The sequence below is a fragment of the Streptomyces scopuliridis RB72 genome (assembly GCF_000718095.1).
GTDB classification, from domain to species: domain Bacteria; phylum Actinomycetota; class Actinomycetes; order Streptomycetales; family Streptomycetaceae; genus Streptomyces; species Streptomyces scopuliridis.
Genome location: NZ_JOEI01000013.1, coordinates 58,769 through 78,181 on the forward strand (window position 1 = coordinate 58,769; position 19,413 = coordinate 78,181).

Sequence of the window (19,413 nt, forward strand, 5' to 3'; positions counted from 1 at the left end):
CGGGGTAGGTCACAGCTCCGCCAGCAGCTCCGCCTTCTTCGCGCTGAACTCGTCGTCCGTCACCAGGCCCGCGCTGTGCAGCTCGCCGAGGTGCCGGATCCGCTCCGCCACCTCGGCCGGATCGCGGCGGGCGGGGACCACGGCGTGGACCGGGACGGCGGCGCGGCCCGTCGCCGCGCCCTGGACCGCCTCCAGAACCGCCGCCGCGAACGGCAGCGACTCATGCACCGGTCCGTAGCCCAGCCCGAAGACGACGGCCGCCGGGTCGTGGTCCGCCGGGGCGGGCCGCCCCTGCGCCGAGCCCGGCCCGTCGCGCCGCAGCAGCCGCAGATAGCCGTCGAAGAGCTCGGGGGAGCGCCACTCGACGCCCTGGAGCTCGCCCACCGGGAGACTCTGGTCGCCCGCCTTCCACTTGGCGGAGGAGGCACCCGTCCAGAACCAGCGGAAGGACACCCGGTCCCCGTCGAAGGACGCCTTGGCGTCGTACGCCTTGAACTGGAGCGGCGGCTCCGGCGCGGTCACCAGATAGCGCTCGGCGGGCTCCTGCTCGTCCCGTATGGACCCGGTCCTGCTCCGGCGGACCCGGGCGAGCGCGGCCCGCAACTCGTCGGCGTAGTACTCCGCGAGGGTCTCGCGCTCGGCGGGAAGCACCAGCCGGTACGGATCGCCGCTGTCCTTGAGCTGCCCGGCCGCCGCCTCCGTGAGAGGGTCGGCGCCGGTTCGCGGCACAGCGTGCAGCACCACCGTCCCGCGTCTGCCGGGAGTGAGCGTCACCGATGACAACGCCTCGTGGGGGATGCGGCGTTCGCCCAGCGCCTGAAAGAGCTTCGGCGTCCGGATCCCCCGTTCGAAGCGGATGAGCACGGAGTCGCTTTCGAACTCCCAGGTGGCATGAATCCCCTGAAGCACATCACCCATGTGCTTCATCGTAGGCGGCGGGCGCCCGTGCGTCGCCTGCCGCAGCGCGGGAATTCTACGCGCGTCAGACCGGGGCCCCGCCCCCGCGCCGCCGCCGGCCCCCGGTTCTCAGTCGGTGTCCGGGATGCCGTTCCGGCAGGTGTCGACGCTGTCCGCGCAGCTCACCGCGGGGTAGGAACCCACCCCGATCTCCGCGAAGTTGTCGAGGCTCTCCGTACCCGGCTGGAAGTAGCCGGCGTGACCGATCGCCCCGCGCGCCGAGATCACCCGCGCGCCGAAGCCCCGGGCCACCGGATCGGCGCCGTGGCCGAGGCCGCCGACCGCCATGTACGGGACGTCCTGGATCCAGTCGTCACGGTCCCGCATGGCCCACACATACGCGTCCGTGCGTAGCTGCGCGGCGTTTCCGACCCGCATACCGGGGCTGCCCGCGACCGCCACGTCCGTGACCCTGCCCGGCAGCGCGTGCGCGGCGACGCCGCACACCACGGAGCCGTAGCTGTGGCAGAAGAGCGAGACCCGTGACGTCCCCGGCAGCGCGGCGGTCAGCGCGGTGAGCCGTACGGCACCGTCCTCCGCGAGCTTGCCGATCGCCGCGTCCACACCGAGACCGGCGGGCGCGGTGTAGTCGGCCCAGGCGATGACGGCGGTACTGGTGTCGGCGTCGGCGGTCCGCTCCGCGGCGTACAGCGACTCGGCCATGCCCGCCGGCGCGCTGTACCAGCGGCTGGTCCGCTCGAACGTCAGCACATTGGTGTCGACTCCGGGGACGACGACGGAGACACGCTCGGCGCGGTCGAGGTCGCCGAGGACCTCGGCCGCCCGGCCCTTGCCCGACGGGTCGAACGCGAGGATCTGCCGGCCGCCGCCGAGCATCGACTCGTAACGGTTCATCCGGCGGCCCGCTTGTTGACGGCCGTCGGCCGACAGTCTGGTGTCACGCATACGGCGCTCCTCCACCGTGCGCGCCTGCATCAGGGCCAGCCGGTTGGCGCGGTAGCGCAGGGAGACCGGGGCGCCGTTGAGATTGCCCACGACCAGCGGGTACTTGGCGGCCAGCCGTTCCTGCTGACCTCGGGTGAGGGAGGCGAAGAAGGCGGCCAGCCGCTTCGGCGACGCGTCGGGGCTCGGCAGGTGACGGACGCCTATCCGGCCCCTCTCCCACGCGCTGAGGGCGAGCTTCAGGGGCTCGCCGGGACCGCGCTGGTTCGCCACCGCTGTCCAGCCGGTGGATGTGAGCATCACGAACACCACGGCGAGAGCGAGGAGAGCGCGCCATGCGTTGAGGGTGGGTGAGGAGTCGAAGGAAGTCACTACCGCTCAGCCTAGGACGAGCGCGGGGGCCCTCGTGACGAGGGTGAGTCAGATCACGCGCCAAGGAGGATTGGGACCGAGGGTAACCGCACCGAGCGCGCGGGCGGTGTCTACGCTCCGGCGCGTCGCTGAGCTGTCATCAGGCGGGTCCGCTCAGGCGGGTCTGCGGTCTTTGTCACACACCGGCGTCCGCCAGTCCCCGGCGAGCGCGGGGCCCAAGTGGTCGAGATAGGCCCTGGTCATCTCCTGGAGCGCCTCCACGCTCGCGACCCGGCCCCGCCCCCAGATCTTGCCGGTCACCCGCATGACGCCGGTGAACGAGGCGACGGCGACCCGCGGCCGTGGATCGGTGTTCACATCCAGGCCCTCGCGGTCGGCGATCAGTTGGGCGACCTCCTCCTCCAGCTCCGCGGTGCGGCGCAGATGGACGGCGACCAGGGCCGGAGTCGACTCGATCAACAGATAGGTCCGCATATAGAGCTCGACCGGAACGACGGCTTCGAGCGCCTCGCTGACGGAATCCCAGGCCGACTCGACGGCGTTGCGCATCGCCTCGAACGGGGTCTCCTCGGCGGGCCGGGCGCGCAGCGAGTCGAGGAACTTGTTCTCGACCATGTCCACGACGGCGAAGGCGGCCTCCTCCTTGCTGGCGAAATAGCGGAAGAAGGTGCGCTGGGACACCTCCACGGCGTCCGTGATCTCGTCGATGGTGGTCTGTTCGTACCCCTGGGTGGTGAACAGTTCGAGCGCCACACGCAACAGGGCGTCGCGGGTGCGGCGCTTCTTGCGGGCACGCAACCCGATGGTCGTGTTCTGCCCGGAGGTCAATGCAATGTCCTCATTCCACCGCTTTTAACTACTTTATGTTGTTCAGTCTAGCTGTGAGCCACGTGACAGTTACTTGCTTAAGAAATGGTTTGTCAACTGTCAGTGGCTGACACTAACGTTCACGGTATGACTAGTCAGACCACTGTCGACAAGGCGCCGCTGCCGGAACCCCCGGAGCCGAAGCCTTCCAAGGGGCTGCGCGGCCACCCCTGGCTCACGCTGTTCTCCGTGGCGATCGGCGTCATGATGGTGGCGCTCGACGGCACCATTGTCGCGATCGCGAACCCTGCCATCCAGAAGGACCTCGGCGCCACTTTCGCCGATGTGCAGTGGATTACCAACGGCTACTTCCTCGCGCTCGCCGTGGCGCTGATCACCGCGGGCAAGCTCGGTGACCGGTTCGGTCACCGGCAGACCTTCCTCATAGGCGTCGTCGGCTTCGCCGCCGCCTCGGGGGCCATCGGGCTGTCCCACAGCATCTCCCTCGTGATCACCTTCCGGGTGCTCCAGGGGCTCTTCGGCGCCCTGCTGATGCCGGCCGCGCTCGGTCTGCTGCGCGCCACCTTCCCCGCCGAGAAGCTCAATATGGCCATCGGTATCTGGGGCATGGTCATCGGTGCCTCCACGGCGGGCGGCCCGATCCTGGGCGGTGTGCTGGTCGAGCACGTCAGCTGGCAGTCGGTCTTCTTCATCAATGTGCCGGTCGGCGTCGTCGCCCTGATCGTCGGCGGGCTGATCCTGCGGGACCACCGGGCGGAGAACGCCCCGAGGTCCTTCGACATCCTCGGCATCGTGCTGCTCTCGGCCGCCATGTTCTGTCTGGTCTGGGCGATCATCAAGGCGCCGGTCTGGGGCTGGGGCGACGGCAAGACCTGGCTCTTCATGGGCGCCGCCGTGCTCTCCTTCGTGCTCTTCGCCTTCTGGGAGACGAAGGTCAAGGAACCGCTCGTACCGCTGGCGCTCTTCCGCTCCGTACCGCTCTCCGCCGGTGTGGTGCTGATGGCGCTGATGGCGATCGCCTTCCTGGGCGGCCTCTTCTTCGTCACCTTCTATCTCCAGAACGTGCACGGCATGAGCCCGGTCGACAGCGGTCTCCATCTGCTGCCGCTCACCGGCATGATGATCGTCGGCTCGCCCCTCGCGGGCATCCTGATCACCAAGGTGGGGCCGCGGATCCCGCTGGCCGGCGGCATGGCGCTGACCGCGGTCGCCATGTTCGGCATGTCCACCCTGGAGACCGGCACCAGCAGCTTCACCATGTCCATCTGGTTCGCGCTGCTCGGCCTCGGCCTGGCGCCGGTCATGGTCGGCGCGACCGAGGTCATCGTGGGCAACGCCCCGATGGAGCTGTCCGGGGTGGCCGGCGGAATCCAGCAGTCCGCCATGCAGATCGGCGGCAGCCTCGGTACGGCCGTGCTCGGCGCGGTCATGGCCTCCAAGGTCTCCAACGACCTGCCGGGCAACTGGACCGGGGCCGGGCTGCCGCCGCTCACCCCCGCGCAGGCCGACCAGGCCGCCGAGGCGGTCCAGGTCGGGGTGGCTCCGGTGGCGCCGGACACCCCCGCCGAGATCGCCGAGAAGATCACGGGCGTCGCGCACGACACCTTCATGTCGGGCATGGGCCTGGCCTGTCTGGTCGCGGCCGGTGTCGCGGTCGTGGCGGTCTTCGTCGCGCTGCTGACGAAGCGCGGCAGCAACGCGGACGCCGCGGGCGGAGGGGTGCACATCTGACGTCAGCCCCCGGCTGACCCGACGTCAACTCAGTGCCCGCGACAGCCCCGCCGGAAGGTTCCGGCGGGGCTGTCGCCTATCCGGGTGGAGGCTGCCGCGCCCCCTTCCCGTGGCCAAGCGCCGCAGGTCAGAGTGTGGTTGACCGATTTCGCACCAGACACGGGGACCGATCCATATGCGCAACACCACACTCACCATGGGCAGGACCACACTCACCGCCATGTCCGTCGGGGCGCTGGCCGTCGCCGCCCTGCTGCCGGCGACCGTCGCCGAGGCGGCGCCGCCCCGCCTCGGTGAGTGCGCCACCGGCGAGTTGTGCCTCTGGCAGAAGGAGGACTTCCGGGGCGCACGGCAGACGCACGAACTGTCGGCCACCGATATCGACAGCTGTGTGCCGCTCCCGGCGGGCACCAGCGCGCAGTCACTGGCCAACCGCACGGGACGGAACGTGACCACCTATCAGTCCGCCGAGTGCGCGGAGACGGGGGAGTTCGAGACGTATCCGGGCAAGGGCAGCTGGATGCCGCAGTCGCCGTACCGGGTACGGGCCTTCAAGATCTGGGAGCGCTGACCGGACCGGGACAGGCCGCCGGACGGCGCGTAACGCCGGAGGGCGGCGGAACCCATGGGTCCCGCCGCCCTCCTCATGCCTTACGCGACGTGAGCCGTCAGGCGTCGCCGCCGGCCGCGCCCGGGTCGGCCGCCGACGCGTCCAGTAGCTGGTAGCGGTCCACCGCCTGCTTCAGCACCGAACGGTCGACCTTGCCCTCCTTGGCCAGCTCGGTGAGCACACTGAGCACGATCGACTGCGCGTCGATGTGGAAGAAGCGACGGGCCGCGCCGCGCGTGTCCGCGAAGCCGAAGCCGTCCGCGCCCAGCGACTGGTACGTGCCGGGCACCCAGCGCGAGATCTGATCCGGAACCGATCGCATCCAGTCGGACACCGCCACGAACGGTCCCTCGGCGCCGGACAGCTTCCGGGTCACATACGGAACGCGCTGGTCCTCCTCCGGGTGCAGCAGATTGTGCCGCTCCACCTCGACGGCCTCACGGCGCAGCTCGTTCCAGGACGTCGCCGACCAGACATCGGCCCGTACGTTCCACTCCTCGGCGAGGATCCGCTGGGCCTCCAGCGCCCAGGGCACGGCCACGCCGGACGCCATGATCTGCGCCGGGATCGAGCCGTGCTCGCCGCGCCTGTAGCGGTGGATCCCCTTGAGGATGCCCTCCACGTCCACATCGGCGGGCTCCGCCGGGTGCTGGATCGGCTCGTTGTAGACGGTGAGGTAGTAGAAGACGTCCTCGCTGTCGGGGCCGTACATCCGGCGCAGACCGTCCTGGACGATATGCGCGATCTCGAAGCCGTAGGCCGGGTCGTACGCGACACAGCCCGGGTTGGTCGACGCCAGCAGATGCGAGTGGCCGTCCGCGTGCTGAAGCCCCTCACCGGTCAGAGTCGTACGTCCGGCGGTCGCACCCAGTACGAACCCACGCGCGAGCTGGTCGGCCATCTGCCAGAACTGGTCGCCGGTGCGCTGGAAACCGAACATCGAGTAGAAGACATAGACCGGGATCAGCGGCTCGCCATGGGTGGCGTACGCCGAGCCCGCCGCGATGAGCGAGGCCGTACAGCCCGCCTCGGAGATGCCGTCGTGCAGCATCTGGCCGGTCGGCGACTCCTTGTACGCGAGCAGCAGCTCACGGTCCACGGACTCGTACTGCTGGCCCAGCGGGTTGTAGATCTTGGCGCTCGGGAAGAACGAGTCCATACCGAACGTGCGGTACTCGTCGGGGGCGATCAGCACGAAGCGCCTGCCGATCTCCTTGTCCCGCATCAGGTCCTTGAGCAGCCGGACGAACGCCATGGTGGTGGCGATCGACTGCTGGCCCGAGCCCTTCTTCACCGGCTCGTAGGTTTTGTCCCCGGGCAGGTTCAGCGGCTTCGCCCGTACGATCCGGGTCGGTACGTACCCGCCCAGCGACTTACGGCGGTCGTGCATGTACTGGATCTCTTCCGAGTCCCGGCCGGGGTGGTAGTACGGCGGCGCGCCGTCCTCCAGCTCGTTGTCCGCGATCGGCAGATGCAGCCGGTCGCGGAAGCCCTTGAGGTCGGAGACCGTCAGCTTCTTCATCTGGTGGGTCGCGTTGCGGCCCTCGAAGTTCGGCCCCAGCGTCCAGCCCTTGACGGTCTGCGCCAGGATCACGGTCGGCTGGCCCTTGTGCGCCTTGGCCGCCGCGTACGCCGCGTAGACCTTCCTGTGGTCGTGACCGCCGCGGCCCAGATGCAGGATCTGGTCGTCGGTCATGTTCTCGACCATGGCGCGCAGCCGCTGGTCGTCGCCGAAGAAGTGTTCACGGATATACGCGCCGGTCTCGGTGGCGTACGTCTGGAATTGCCCGTCCGGCGTGGTGTTCAGCCGGTTGACCAGGACGCCGTCCCTGTCCTGCGCGAGCAGCGGGTCCCAGGAGCGGTCCCAGACGAGCTTGATGACGTTCCAGCCGGCCCCGCGGAACTGCGACTCCAGCTCCTGGATGATCTTGCCGTTGCCGCGCACCGGGCCGTCGAGACGCTGCAGATTGCAGTTCACGACGAAGGTCAGATTGTCCAGGCCCTCACGGGCGGCGATGGACAGCTGGCCCAGCGACTCGGGCTCGTCCATCTCGCCGTCGCCGAGGTACGCCCAGACATGCGAGGCGGAGGTGTCGGCGATGCCGCGCGCCTCCATATAGCGGTTCATCCGGGCCTGGTAGATCGCGCCGAGCGGGCCGAGGCCCATCGAGACGGTCGGGAACTCCCAGAAGTCCGGCATCAGCCGCGGGTGCGGATAGCTGGACAGCCCGTACGGGGCCTTCGACTTCTCCTGGCGGAACGCGTCGAGCTGCGTCTCGCTGAGCCGGTCGAGCAGGAAGGCGCGGGCGTAGATACCGGGGGAGGCATGGCCCTGGAAGAAGATCTGGTCGCCGCCGTCGCCGCCGTCCTTGCCCCGGAAGAAGTGGTTGAAGCCCACGTCGTAGAGGGAGGCGGAGGAGGCGAAGGTGGCGATATGGCCGCCGACGCCGATCCCCGGGCGCTGCGCGCGCGACACCATCACGGCCGCGTTCCAGCGGGTCGCGTTGAGGATCTTGCGCTCGATCTCCTCGTTGCCGGGGAAGAACGGCTCGTCCTTGGTGGCGATGGTGTTGACGTAGTCCGAGCTGCGCATCTCCGGCACAGCCACACGCTTCTCGCGTGCGCGCTCGATCAGCCGGAGCATCAGATAACGGGCGCGCTCACGGCCGCGCTCGTCGACAGCGGCGTCGAGCGAGTCGAGCCACTCCTGGGTCTCTTCGGGATCAAAGTCCGGGACCTGGCTGGGAAGGCCGCCAATGATGATCGGGTTGCGATCGGATCCGGAAGCCACGCTTTTCCTTCGCTGTTTGGGTCGTATCGTGCCCTGCACGCGATCGTTGCGGTGCACGCCGTCGGTTACTGCTGCTACGCGGGCCCGGGATCCGGGGTGTCTCACCGGAGCCCCCGGGGCACGGGCACGTACGCCGCCTCCATCGTGTACCGCGGCGGCGCAAACGTCATCTCTACCGAGGGGTAACCCGTACTCCGCGGAAAATACCGCGCCCGAGTCCGGCTTCCGCACCGGTCAAATCGCAACCTTACGCCCACTCCGTCCATGCGTTTCGTTCGGGCGTTCGGACCTGATTGACGTACCGAAGCGGCATAACATGGCAGAGGACAAGAAAACGTACGGCCTGTGTCACAGGGTGCGAGGTCGAAGTGACAGGAGATGCGGCGAAGGAGCCCGGAACGTCACCGTTTCGGCGGTCTCGGCGGCCGGGTACTTGCGCGATCCGCCCCGCCCGTGTGGACAATGGCCAATGCCCCGCGTACGCGCGGCCGAAGCATTTATCCGAAACATGATCAGGAGGCAATCCGTGAGCGCGACCGCGGACCACGCGGAGGAACGAACCAACCTTGCCGCACGGCTTGGGTTCGAACCCGGACAGGTGGTCCAGGAGCTCGGTTACGACGACGACGTCGACCAGGAGCTCCGCGAGTCCATCGAGGCCGTCATCGGCCAGGACCTTGTCGACGAGGACTACGACGACGTGGCCGACGCCGTCGTCCTGTGGTTCCGTGACGAGGACGGCGACCTTACGGACGCGCTGGTGGACGCCATCGGTTTGATCGAAGACGGCGGAGTGGTCTGGCTGCTGACGCCCAAGACCGGCCGTGACGGCTACGTCGAACCGAGCGACATCAGCGAGGCGGCCCAGACCTCGGGCCTGTCCCAGACCAAGAGCGTGAGCGCCGGCAAGGACTGGACCGGCGGCCGTCTCGTCACCCCCAAGGCGGCGAAGACCAAGCGCTGACTCCGAGCGCCGAGCGCGCAAGACGCAGCAGCCGAAAGCAAGCAGCCTTGAGGGCCCCCGCCGACTCCGATCGGCGGGGGCCCTGTGCGTAGGGTGGTCGGGAGACAGACACAGCCACAGCCTTCGAAAGGACGTGCACCATGGCGATCGAGGTCGGCGCCCCCGCCCCGGACTTCGAACTGAAGGACAACCACGGGCGGACCGTGCGACTGTCCGACTTCCGCCGGTCCGAGGACGGTGCGGACGGCGGGAAGAACGTGGTGCTGCTCTTCTACCCCTTCGCCTTCACCGGTGTGTGCACCGGTGAGCTGTGCGCCCTGCGCGACGAGCTTCCCTCGTTCGTCAACGAGGACACCCAGCTGCTCGCGGTCTCGAACGACTCCATCCACACCCTGCGCGTCTTCGGCGAGCAGGAGGGGCTGGAGTACCCGCTGCTGTCGGACTTCTGGCCGCACGGCGCGGTCTCGCGCGCGTACGGCGTCTTCGACGAGGAGAAGGGGTGCGCGGTGCGCGGGACCTTCATCATCGACAAGGACGGCATCGTGCGCTGGACGGTCGTCAACGGCCTGCCGGACGCCAGGGACCTCGACGAGTACGTCAAGGCGCTCGCCGCGCTCTGACCGGTCCAGCTCCGGCCGGTCCGTGGAATCCGGACGGCCGGTCCGTGGAATCCGGACCGGCCCCCCGAAATCGCACAGCAATAGGGAACCGGTCACTAGGATCCAGTCGTTGATCCGATGCCAACGCCTCAGGGGACGCGCGACCCGCGGCAGCAGCCGCCGAGCCGGGCCGCCGGCCCCGAGAAACCAAAGGGAGGACTCGTGGGAGTCAGCCTCAGCAAGGGCGGAAACGTCTCGCTGACCAAGGCCGCGCCCAACCTGACCGCGGTCACCGTGGGTCTGGGCTGGGACGTCCGTACGACCACCGGCAGTGACTTCGACCTCGACGCCAGCGCCCTGCTGACGAACGCCGAGGGCAAGGTCGCCGTCGACGGGAACTTCATCTTCTTCAACAACCTCAAGAGCCCCGACGGATCCGTCGAACACACCGGTGACAACCTCACCGGCGAGGGCGAGGGTGACGACGAGGCGATCAAGGTCAATCTGGCCGCGGTCCCCGCCGATGTGGAGAAGATCGTATTCCCCGTCTCGATCTACGAGGCGGAGAGCCGCCAGCAGTCCTTCGGCCAGGTGCGCAACGCGTTCATCCGCGTGGTCAACCAGGCCGACAACAATGAACTCGCCCGGTACGACCTGAGCGAGGACGCCTCGACGGAGACCGCCATGGTCTTCGGCGAGCTGTACCGCAATGGCGCGGAGTGGAAGTTCCGCGCCATCGGTCAGGGGTACGCCTCGGGTCTGCGCGGTATCGCGCAGGACTTCGGCGTCAACGTCTGAACCGCCGGGCCCTGTCCCCACCGGACAGCGCCTGGGTATCTTCGAGCACGGCGCCGCACGCTTCAGTGCGGCGCCGTACGCGTCTCGCATCCGTACGGGAACGACTCGCATCCGTACGGGAGTCCCGCATCGGTACGGGAGTCCCGCATCGGTACGGGAACGAGCCGCATCGGTACGGGAGTCCCGCATCGGTACGGGAGTCCCGCATCGGTACGGGAACGAGCCGCATGAACAGGGTTTGAACGGGCAGGACGTCAGGCGCGTCCTGCCCGCAGGACGGCAGCACATCATCTCGGGGAGGACTCACCATCATGGGCGTCACACTCGCCAAGGGAGGCAATGTCTCCCTCTCCAAGGCCGCACCCAACCTCACCCAGGTGTTGGTAGGGCTCGGCTGGGACGCGCGCTCCACCACCGGAGCCGACTTCGACCTCGACGCCAGCGCGCTTCTCTGCCAGTCGGGCCGGGTGCTCGGTGACGAATGGTTCATCTTCTACAACAATCTGACCAGCCCGGACGGATCCGTCGAGCACACCGGTGACAATCTGACCGGTGAGGGCGAAGGCGACGACGAGTCCCTGCTGGTCGACCTCTCCAAGGTGCCTGCCCACTGCGACAAGATCGTCTTTCCTGTCTCGATCCATGACGCCGACAATCGCGGTCAGACGTTCGGGCAGGTCAGCAACGCCTTCATCCGAGTGGCCAATCAGGCCGACGGTCAGGAGCTCGCCCGCTACGACCTCAGCGAGGACGCCTCCACCGAAACCGCGATGATCTTCGGCGAGCTCTACCGCTATGGCGCCGAGTGGAAGTTCAGGGCCGTGGGCCAGGGGTACGCGTCGGGGCTTCGGGGCATCGCTCTAGACTTCGGGGTCAACGTTTCGTAAAGCAGTGCGCTGCGCGGGGGAAAACCCGTTAATCACCAGATGGGGTAGCCAGTGATCCTGAAAACCTTCGGCTGGTCGTTCGCCATCACGGCGCTCGGCCTCGCCTTCGCGGCCTGGCAGTGGGGGTGGGAGGCGTTCGGGATCGTACTGATCCTGTCCATCCTTGAGATCTCGCTGTCCTTCGACAACGCGGTCGTCAACGCCGGGGTCCTGAAGAAGATGAATGCCTTCTGGCAGAAGATCTTCCTCACCGTCGGCATCCTCATCGCGGTGTTCGGTATGCGACTGGTGTTCCCCGTCGTGATCGTCGCCATCAGCGCCAAGGTCGGGCCCATCGAGGCCGTCCAGATCGCGCTGGACAACCCCGACCGGTACGAGGCCCTGGTCACCGACGCCCACCCGGGCATCGCCGCCTTCGGCGGTATGTTCCTGCTGATGATCTTCCTCGACTTCATCTTCGAGGAGCGGGACATCAAGTGGCTGGGCTGGCTGGAGCGTCCGCTGGCCAAGCTCGGCAAGGTCGACATGCTGTCGGTCTGCGTCGCGCTGATCGTGCTGCTCATCACCGCGCTGACCTTCGCCACCCACGCTCACACCAGCACCGGCTACCAGGACAAGTCGGCCACCGTGCTGCTCGCCGGGGTCGCCGGTCTGGTCACATACCTCGTCGTCGGCGGTCTCTCGGGCTTCTTCGAGCACCGTCTTGAGGAGCAGGAGGAGCAGGAGCACGAAGCGGAGGAGAAGGCCAAGGCCGAGGGCAAGCAGGTCTCCGCGATCGGTCTCGCCGGCAAGGCCGCGTTCTTCCTCTTCCTGTACCTGGAGGTCCTGGACGCGTCCTTCTCCTTCGACGGTGTCATCGGCGCCTTCGCCATCACGAACCAGATCTTCTGGATGGCGCTGGGCCTCGGTATCGGCGCGATGTACGTACGTTCGCTCACGGTCTACCTGGTCCGTCAGGGCACCCTGGACGACTACGTCTACCTGGAGCACGGCGCGCACTACGCGATCGGCGCGCTCGCCGCGATCCTGCTGATCACCATCGAGCACTCGATCAACGAGATCATCACCGGTCTGATCGGCGTGATTCTCATCGCCGCCTCCTTCTGGTCCTCGGTGCGCCGCAACAAGGCGATCGAGGCCGAGGAGGGCGACAAGGACGCCGACGACGACAAGGCAGCGGTCCAGGTCTGAGCCAATGCTCCGGTGAGCCTTTGGTGAGCCGGTCCTCCGGAGGGTGACGCGGAGGGTAATCAGGGAACGCTCTGAACGGGGCGGCCGAGAGGCGGAAGCCTGCCGGCCGCCCCGTTCTTCCGTGTGATAGTGGCGAGTTGACGACAGGAGTGGGGTGGGCATGTCCTTCTGGGACAACCTGTGGCAGGGACAAAGGGCATCGCAATTCGATTCGGGCAATGCCGCGTCCAACTCCATCGAGCTGACCAAGCGGCGGCCGACGGTCTCGCTGACCAAGCAGGGCGCGGCCACCGGCAATCTGCGGGTGAACCTCTCCTGGCAGATGCGCACCTCCGATATCGAGGGACGTTCCAGGCAGAGCGGGCGGCTGCTGGCGAACCCCCTCAAGCTCTTCAAGCCCGAGGTGGTGCAGGCCCATACGCAGGGCATGGTCAATGTGGACCTCGACCTCGGCTGCATGTACGAGCTGACCGACGGCAGCAAGGGCGTCGTCCAGCCGCTGGGCAACTTCCTCGGGGATCTGAACGATCCGCCGTACGTCAAGCTCAGCGGCGACGACCGGTTCGGCGCCGCCTCGGGTGAGACCGTCTACGTCAATCTCGACCACTGGGAGTCGATCAAGCGGCTGCTGTTCTTCGTCTACATCTACGACCAGACGCCCGCTTTCGACCGTACGCGCGCGCATGTGACGCTGTACCCGAGCAATGGCCCGCGCATCGAGATCGATCTCGACGAGCACGCACCGCAGGCCCGCTCCTGCGCGGTGTTCTCGGTGGAGAACGTCAAGGGCGAGCTGGTCGTGCGCCGCGAGGTGAAGTTCGTCTACGGCTTCCAGGCGGAGCTGGACCGGCTGTACGGCTGGGGGCTCCAGTGGGGGCGTGGCTACAAGACGAAGACCTGAACCGGGCCCGGTGCCTGTCCCCGCCCCGGTGTTCGAACCGGCTGCTACGGGCGGATGAACTGCGGCCCCATGGGGGGCAGCCGGAAGTTCGGATCGGGGGCGGGCGCGGCGGCCGCGGCCGGCTGCGGATAGCCGTACGCGGGCCGCGGGGACGACACCGGCTGGGGATAGCCGTAGGGAGGCCGGCCCGACGGCAGGGGAGGCTGCGGGTAGCCGTACGCGGGCTGCGCGACCGGCTGGGTGGGCGGCAGCGGCGGGGGCGGCGGCAGCTGCCTCGGGGCGGCCACCGTGGGGCCCTCGGATGCCTCGGGCGACTCGTCCGCCGCGGCCTCTTCCGTCTCGTCCACCAGAATGCCGAACGCGGTGGCCAGACCGTCCAGACCGGTCGGATATCCCTGCCCCACCGCGCGGAATTTCCAGCCGCCCCCGCGCCGGTACAGCTCGCCGCAGATGATCGCCGTCTCCTCGCCGGTCTCCGGCCGGACCTCGAAGACGGCCAGCGGCTCGCCGTCGGCCGCTGCCGCGTCGTAGAGCAGGATCCGCAGATCGGTCACATGCCGGAAGCTCGCGCCGTCCGAGGAGGCGGCGAGCACCACTTGGTCGACCGAGGGGTCGAGCGCCGCGAGATTGGCCTCGACGGTGTCGGTCAGCTCGTCTCCGACCTGTTTCTTGGGCAGTCGCCGCACCAGCCCGGAAGGATGGCGCGGCTGGTTGTAGAAGACGAAGTCCTCATCGGAGCGGACCCGGCCGCTGTGCCCGAGCAGCAGGGCGGAGGCGTCCACATCCGGGACCCCGGCGCCCGGGGACCAGCGCAGCACGGCTCGTACGGCCATGGCGTCGAGGGGGACGTTCGAGCCCTTGAGCATCGCGTGCGTCATATCTGCCATCCTGCCTTCCCGCCGCCCGCGGGGACAACGCGGGCCCAGATCCGCCCCGTCCGGGCCATGGACGAGAAGCGGACGAGTAACCAGGATTTCATGTACCGGGGGAACTCTTGACACCCGCCCATACGTACTATTACCGGCCACATGACCGACGGGCCATCTCGGCAGTACGGGGGATTCACATGCGTCATTTCGGGCATATCCCGACCGCTGCTCGGCAGGCCCTGTTCCATCAGGAGCCATGCGAGTTCACCGCGGACTCGCCCGCCCGGCTGCTCTCGGCCGCTCTGGGGGCCACGCTCTACAGCCCGGCCACCCGGCCGCGGCTCGCCGACGACGTGCTGAAGCAGGCGGGGCGCGGAGTGGTCTCCATGGTGCTCTGCCTGGAGGATTCCATCCATGACGCCGAGGTCGAGGCCGCCGAGACCAATCTGGTCAGGCAGTTCGCCGACCTCGCCGGGCGGGGCGTCACCACGCCGCTGCTCTTCATCCGAGTCCGTGAGCCGGGACAGATATCCGACCTGGTCGGGCGCCTGGGGGACTCGATCCGGCTGCTGTCCGGATTCGTACTGCCCAAGTTCACCGAGGAGCGCGGGACGGCCTTCCTGGAGGCGCTCACGGAAGCGGAGAGCGCCTGTGGCCGCGCGCTCTACGCGATGCCGGTGCTCGAATCGCCCGAGCTGCTGCATCTGGAGACCAGGACCCGGACACTCACCGGGATCGCGACCGCCGTCGACAAGTACCGCGACCGCGTACTCGCGCTGCGACTGGGCGTGACCGACTTCTGCTCGGCGTACGGCCTGCGCCGGTCGCCCGATATGACGGCGTACGACGTACGCATCGTGGCCGGGGTCATCGCGGACGTGGTGAATGTGCTCGGACGTGCCGATGGCTCCGGCTTTACGATCACCGGGCCGGTCTGGGAGTACTTCCGGCTCCAGGAGCGCATGTTCAAGCCACAGCTCAGGCGCAGCCCGTTCCTTGAGGGCCGGGCCGAGGAGCTGCGTACGGCGCTGATCGAGCACGACCTCGACGGGCTGCTGCGCGAGATCGAGCTGGACCGGGCCAACGGACTGCTCGGCAAGACCTGTATCCACCCCTCCCATGTCCCGCCGGTGCACGCACTCTCCGTGGTCAGCCACGAGGAGTTCAGTGACGCCCAGGACATCCTGCGGCCGGAGCGCGACGGCGGCGGGGTGCTGCGCTCCGCGTACACGAACAAGATGAACGAGGTGAAGCCTCACCGCGCCTGGGCCGAGCGCACCCTTCTGCGGGCCGAGGTCTTCGGCGTCGCCCGGGAGGACATCGGCTTCGTGGAGCTGCTCACCGCCGGCCTCGGCGCGTGAGCACCCTGGAACGGACCACTCGGACCGGACAGACCGGACCGTCGTCGAAGGAAGAGATCGTCACTATGGTGTGGTCGGGCACATGGGTCGCCGAGCGGCTCGGCGTCGAACTCGCCGGCGGCGCGGGACTGCGGGATCTGCTGGGCCTGGCGCTGCGCCGCAACCCCAAGCGGGCCCACCTCCTTGTCTCAAATGTGCTGGGCAAACACATCCCGCAGCACCCCCGGGTCGTATACGGAACGGGCGTCGAGCTGGGCGAGCGCGTACGCGAACTGCTCGGCGCGGACGTGGACCGCGCCGTCGTGCTCGGCTACGCGGAGACCGCGACCGGACTCGGCCACTCGGTCGCCGACGGGGTGCGCCACGCCCCGTATCTCCACTCCACCCGGCGCCCGGTCCCGGGAGTCGCCAGGGCGGGCGGCTTCGAGGAGTCGCACTCGCACGCCACCTCCCATCTGCTGCTCCCCGAGGACCCGGAGCTGCTCTCCTCCGGCGGTCCGCTGGTCCTCGTCGACGACGAATTCTCCACCGGGAACACCATCCTCAACACCATCCGCAGCCTGCATGAGCGCTATCCCCGTGCCTGGTACGTCATCGTCGCCTTGGTCGATATGCGCTCGGCGGCCGACCAGGGCCGACTGGCGGAGTTCGCCCAGGAGATCGGGGCCCGCGTCGACCTGGTCACCCTGGCCTCCGGCACGGTCCGGCTCCCGGACGGCGTCCTGGAGAAGGGCCGGGCGCTGGTGGCGGAGCACGAGACCGAGGCCCCCGTGCCGCGCCCCATGGACGGCACGTCGGCCACTGGGTCGCCCGCAGTCCTCGCGGCCGGCGTGGCTCGCGTGGCCCTGGAATGGCCGGCCGGAATCCCGGATGGGGGCCGCCACGGCTTCACCCCCGCCCACCGGGCCGCCCTGGAGGCCGCGCTGCCCGCCATGGCGGCCGGCGCGGCCGCACAGCTGGGCGACGCCCGGCGCGTCCTCGTCCTCGGCTTCGAGGAGCTTATGTACGCCCCCCTGCGGCTCGCCGAAGCGCTGGAACGCTCCTGCGACGCCGAGGTGAGGTACTCCACCACCACGCGGTCGCCGGTGCTGGCCGTGAACGACCCCGGATACGCGATCCGCAGCCGCCTCGTCTTCCCGGCCCATGACACCGCGGCCTTCCCCGAGGGCGATGGCACCGGAGACCGGTATGCCTACAACGTCGCCGGCGCCGGTTTCGACGCCGTCGTGGCGGTTGTCGACTCCATAGCCGATTCCTCCGAGCTGCACGCCCCCGGCGGTCTGCTGGCCCAGCTCGCGGCGCACATACCCCGGGTGGTCCTGGCTGTGGTCCCCTCGTATCTCCCCTCCTCCGCGCGCCTCCCGCACTCCTCGCACGACCCCGAACGGCAGGAACCCTCCATGCTGCCCGAGCCCCTCCGCGGCCCCGCCTTCTCCTCCTACGCGCCCGACGAGGTGGGCTGGCTCCTCCAGGACCTGTCCGAAGTGGAGCTGGAGGCCCCGACGGAGGAGCGCGAGGAGGCCATACAGAGCGGTGGCGCCCACTACGCCGAATCCCTTCCTGTCGAATACCAGCCGAGCACCCAGTACCAGGAGCTCTTCAAAGCCGCCCTGGAGACCTCGGCGGCCCGGATCGCGCGAGCCGTCGGCACCGTCACCGAGACGGTGCTCGCCGAGCGGTCCCCCCGCCCCGTCCTGGTCTCGCTGGCCCGCGCCGGCACGCCGGTCGGCGTCCTGATGCGCCGCTGGGCCCAGCACCGGCACGGCCTGGACCTGCCGCACTACGCGGTCTCGATCGTGCGCGGCCGGGGTATCGATGCCAACGCCCTGCGCTGGCTCGCCGCCCACCACGACCCCGCCGATGTCGTCTTCGTCGACGGCTGGACCGGCAAGGGCGCGATCACCCGCGAACTCGCCCAGGCCCTCGACGCGTTCGGCGGATTCAACCCCGAGATCGCGGTCCTCGCCGATCCGGGCGGCTGTGTGCGGACCTATGGCACCCGAGAGGACTTCCTCATCCCCTCCGCCTGTCTCAACTCGACTGTCTCCGGACTGATTTCCCGTACCGTCCTCCGATCCGATCTGGTCGGCCCCAACGATTTCCACGGCGCGAAGCACTATCGCGAACTCGCCGGCGCCGATGTCTCCGGCCACTTCCTGGACACCGTCGCGGCCCGCTTCGACGAGGTCACCCACGCCGTGGACGCCGAGGTCAAGGAACTGCTCGCGGCGGACCGCGCACCCACCTGGGAGGGCTGGGCGGCCGTCGAGCGGATCAGTGAGGAGTACGGCATCCACGATGTGAACCTCGTCAAGCCCGGCGTCGGCGAGACCACCCGCGTCCTGCTGCGCCGCGTCCCCTGGAAGATCCTCGCCCAGCGCGACGCCGGCGCCGATCTCGATCATGTCCGGCTGCTGGCCGAGCAACGCGGCGTGCCCGTCGAGGAGGTCGACGACCTCCCGTACACCTGCGTCGGCCTGATCCACCCGCGATACACCCGGGGCGCCACCGGCGCGGACGGCAAGGCGGTCGTCGCGCCGTGACCTTCTCCCACACCCCGGACACCCCCGCGAAGCCGCCGGTCCTGGTCGCCAGCGATCTGGACCGCACCCTGATCTATTCGGCCGCCGCGCTCCAGCTCCCGATGCCGGACGCCGAGGCCCCCCGGCTGCTCTGCGTCGAGGTGTACGAGAGCAGACCGCTGTCGTATCTGACCGAGACGGCCGCCGGACTGCTCGACGGACTCGCCCGCGCCACCGTCTTCGTCCCGACGACGACCCGCACCCGCGAGCAGTACGGCCGTATCCATCTGCCGGGCCCCGCACCGCGGTTCGCGATCTGCGCCAATGGCGGCCATCTCCTGGTGGACGGGGTGTCCGACCCGGTCTGGCGGGACCGGGTGACCGACCGGCTGGCCGAAGAGTGCGCCCCTCTCGCCGAGGTCCGCGCCCATCTGCTCGCCGCCGCCGACCCCGCGTGGCTCCTCAAGGAGCGGATCGCCGAAGACCTCTTCGCCTATCTCGTGGTCGACCGCGCCCTGCTGCCCGCGGGCTGGGCGAAGGAACTCGCCGAATGGGCGGACGGCCGGGGCTGGACCGTCTCCCTCCAGGGCCGCAAGATCTATGCCGTACCGCGACCGCTCACCAAGAGCGCCGCGATGCGTGAGGTGGCCCGCAGGACCGGCGCCGAACTCACCCTCGCCGCGGGGGACTCGCTGCTCGACGCCGACCTGCTGCTCGCCGCGGACCGCGCCTGGCGCCCCGGCCACGGCGAACTCGCGGACAGCGGCTGGAACGCCCCGCATGTCGACGTGCTTCCGCAGACGGGTGTCGCGGCGGGAGAGGAGATCCTCCGGCGCCTCACCCGCGCCGCTGCCCCGGACCCGGCCTGACCAGGCGCGCGCCCACGAAGCCCGGAATCGCGATCAGCCGCAGCAGCCACCACCGCAGCAGCCTCCGCCACCACCGGTCACCGGAGCGGAGGCGCCGGCCTTCGCGGAGCCGCCGACCGCCACGGTGGAGAGGAGTTTCGTGGTGTCGTCGTGCCCCTCGGGGCACGAGGCGGGGGCCGCGGACTCCGACATCGGCCGGCTGAGCTCGAAGGTGTCACCACAGGGGCGGCAGCGGTACTCGTAGCGAGGCATGCGCTCAG

17 protein-coding genes are annotated in these 19,413 nt (G+C 69.0%); 11 read left to right on the top strand and 6 right to left on the bottom strand.

Annotation, left to right across the window (positions count from 1 at the left end):
• Nucleotides 1-9: 9 nt before the first annotated feature.
• The 3 genes from IF11_RS0117705 to IF11_RS0117715 all read right to left on the bottom strand — a co-directional run bounded on the left by IF11_RS0117705 (nt 10) and on the right by IF11_RS0117715 (nt 3,060).
• The gene (locus tag IF11_RS0117705; RefSeq protein WP_030352582.1) at nt 10-918 is read right to left on the bottom strand and encodes a DUF4429 domain-containing protein; all 909 of its coding nucleotides are present in this window, start codon (nt 916-918) and stop codon (nt 10-12) included.
• Nucleotides 919-1,026: 108 nt separating this feature from the next.
• Nucleotides 1,027-2,232 (bottom strand): alpha/beta hydrolase, encoded by a 1,206-nt coding sequence (locus IF11_RS0117710; RefSeq protein ID WP_030352583.1) that lies wholly within the window; start codon nt 2,230-2,232, stop codon nt 1,027-1,029.
• 153 nt (nt 2,233-2,385) lie between these two features.
• Nucleotides 2,386-3,060: a TetR/AcrR family transcriptional regulator gene (locus tag IF11_RS0117715; RefSeq protein WP_030352584.1), complete on the bottom strand. Its 675-nt coding sequence runs from the start codon at nt 3,058-3,060 to the stop codon at nt 2,386-2,388.
• A 126-nt stretch (nt 3,061-3,186) separates the two neighbouring features.
• On the opposite strand from IF11_RS0117715, the gene IF11_RS0117720 reads away from it, so the two are divergent.
• Nucleotides 3,187-4,791: an MFS transporter gene (locus tag IF11_RS0117720; RefSeq protein WP_030352585.1), complete on the top strand. Its 1,605-nt coding sequence runs from the start codon at nt 3,187-3,189 to the stop codon at nt 4,789-4,791.
• A 175-nt stretch (nt 4,792-4,966) separates the two neighbouring features.
• On the top strand, nt 4,967-5,362 hold the full coding sequence (locus IF11_RS0117725) for a peptidase inhibitor family I36 protein (protein ID WP_030352586.1): 396 nt from the start codon (nt 4,967-4,969) through the stop codon (nt 5,360-5,362).
• Between the two features lie 97 nt (nt 5,363-5,459).
• Here the strand turns inward: IF11_RS0117725 and aceE are convergent, their stop codons facing one another.
• On the bottom strand, nt 5,460-8,192 hold the full coding sequence (aceE, locus tag IF11_RS0117730) for a pyruvate dehydrogenase (acetyl-transferring), homodimeric type (RefSeq protein ID WP_030352587.1): 2,733 nt from the start codon (nt 8,190-8,192) through the stop codon (nt 5,460-5,462).
• Between the two features lie 526 nt (nt 8,193-8,718).
• Here aceE and IF11_RS0117735 point away from each other — a divergent pair.
• From IF11_RS0117735 to IF11_RS0117760, 6 genes are all read left to right on the top strand, one after another.
• Nucleotides 8,719-9,156 carry a DUF3052 domain-containing protein gene (locus IF11_RS0117735; RefSeq protein WP_030352588.1) on the top strand — a complete coding sequence of 146 codons (438 nt, stop codon included), beginning with the start codon at nt 8,719-8,721 and terminating at the stop codon, nt 9,154-9,156.
• 140 nt (nt 9,157-9,296) lie between these two features.
• A complete protein-coding gene (locus IF11_RS0117740; protein ID WP_030352589.1) occupies nt 9,297-9,776 on the top strand; it encodes a peroxiredoxin in 480 nt (159 codons plus the stop codon).
• Nucleotides 9,777-9,977: 201 nt separating this feature from the next.
• Entirely contained in the window at nt 9,978-10,553 is a 576-nt protein-coding gene (locus tag IF11_RS0117745) for a TerD family protein (protein WP_030352590.1), read from the top strand.
• A gap of 311 nt (nt 10,554-10,864) precedes the next feature.
• Nucleotides 10,865-11,440, top strand: coding sequence for a TerD family protein (locus IF11_RS0117750; protein ID WP_030352591.1), 576 nt, complete (start codon nt 10,865-10,867; stop codon nt 11,438-11,440).
• A gap of 51 nt (nt 11,441-11,491) precedes the next feature.
• Complete coding sequence (locus IF11_RS0117755; protein ID WP_030352592.1) at nt 11,492-12,631, top strand: DUF475 domain-containing protein; 1,140 nt, start codon at nt 11,492-11,494, stop codon at nt 12,629-12,631.
• Between the two features lie 160 nt (nt 12,632-12,791).
• Nucleotides 12,792-13,532 carry a TerD family protein gene (locus IF11_RS0117760; protein ID WP_030352593.1) on the top strand — a complete coding sequence of 247 codons (741 nt, stop codon included), beginning with the start codon at nt 12,792-12,794 and terminating at the stop codon, nt 13,530-13,532.
• A gap of 44 nt (nt 13,533-13,576) precedes the next feature.
• On the opposite strand, the gene IF11_RS0117765 is transcribed toward IF11_RS0117760, so the two are convergent.
• Nucleotides 13,577-14,410, bottom strand: coding sequence for a TerD family protein (locus IF11_RS0117765; protein WP_030352594.1), 834 nt, complete (start codon nt 14,408-14,410; stop codon nt 13,577-13,579).
• Nucleotides 14,411-14,598: 188 nt separating this feature from the next.
• Between IF11_RS0117765 and IF11_RS0117770 the strand changes: the two genes are divergently transcribed.
• The 3 genes from IF11_RS0117770 to IF11_RS0117780 all read left to right on the top strand — a co-directional run bounded on the left by IF11_RS0117770 (nt 14,599) and on the right by IF11_RS0117780 (nt 19,153).
• A complete protein-coding gene (locus IF11_RS0117770; protein WP_030352595.1) occupies nt 14,599-15,762 on the top strand; it encodes an HpcH/HpaI aldolase/citrate lyase family protein in 1,164 nt (387 codons plus the stop codon).
• A 65-nt stretch (nt 15,763-15,827) separates the two neighbouring features.
• Nucleotides 15,828-18,305: a phosphoribosyltransferase gene (locus tag IF11_RS0117775; protein ID WP_037727996.1), complete on the top strand. Its 2,478-nt coding sequence runs from the start codon at nt 15,828-15,830 to the stop codon at nt 18,303-18,305.
• Nucleotides 18,302-19,153, top strand: coding sequence for an HAD family hydrolase (locus IF11_RS0117780; protein ID WP_030352597.1), 852 nt, complete (start codon nt 18,302-18,304; stop codon nt 19,151-19,153). The genes IF11_RS0117775 and IF11_RS0117780 overlap by 4 nt, the downstream gene beginning before the upstream one ends.
• Before the next feature lie 33 nt (nt 19,154-19,186).
• Here IF11_RS0117780 and IF11_RS0117785 read toward each other — a convergent pair whose 3' ends face one another.
• Nucleotides 19,187-19,405, bottom strand: coding sequence for an FmdB family zinc ribbon protein (locus IF11_RS0117785; RefSeq protein WP_030352598.1), 219 nt, complete (start codon nt 19,403-19,405; stop codon nt 19,187-19,189).
• Nucleotides 19,406-19,413 lie beyond the last annotated feature (8 nt).

Coding starts and splice junctions, on each gene's coding strand:
- IF11_RS0117740 (WP_030352589.1), top strand. CDS start 9,297: ATGGCGATCGAGGTCGGCGCCCCCGCCCCGGACTTCGAACTGAAGGAC.
- IF11_RS0117725 (WP_030352586.1), top strand. CDS start 4,967: ATGCGCAACACCACACTCACCATGGGCAGGACCACACTCACCGCCATG.
- IF11_RS0117760 (WP_030352593.1), top strand. CDS start 12,792: ATGTCCTTCTGGGACAACCTGTGGCAGGGACAAAGGGCATCGCAATTC.
- IF11_RS0117720 (WP_030352585.1), top strand. CDS start 3,187: ATGACTAGTCAGACCACTGTCGACAAGGCGCCGCTGCCGGAACCCCCG.
- IF11_RS0117770 (WP_030352595.1), top strand. CDS start 14,599: ATGCGTCATTTCGGGCATATCCCGACCGCTGCTCGGCAGGCCCTGTTC.
- IF11_RS0117785 (WP_030352598.1), bottom strand. CDS start 19,405: ATGCCTCGCTACGAGTACCGCTGCCGCCCCTGTGGTGACACCTTCGAG.
- IF11_RS0117705 (WP_030352582.1), bottom strand. CDS start 918: ATGGGTGATGTGCTTCAGGGGATTCATGCCACCTGGGAGTTCGAAAGC.
- IF11_RS0117750 (WP_030352591.1), top strand. CDS start 10,865: ATGGGCGTCACACTCGCCAAGGGAGGCAATGTCTCCCTCTCCAAGGCC.
- IF11_RS0117765 (WP_030352594.1), bottom strand. CDS start 14,410: ATGACGCACGCGATGCTCAAGGGCTCGAACGTCCCCCTCGACGCCATG.
- IF11_RS0117775 (WP_037727996.1), top strand. CDS start 15,828: ATGGTGTGGTCGGGCACATGGGTCGCCGAGCGGCTCGGCGTCGAACTC.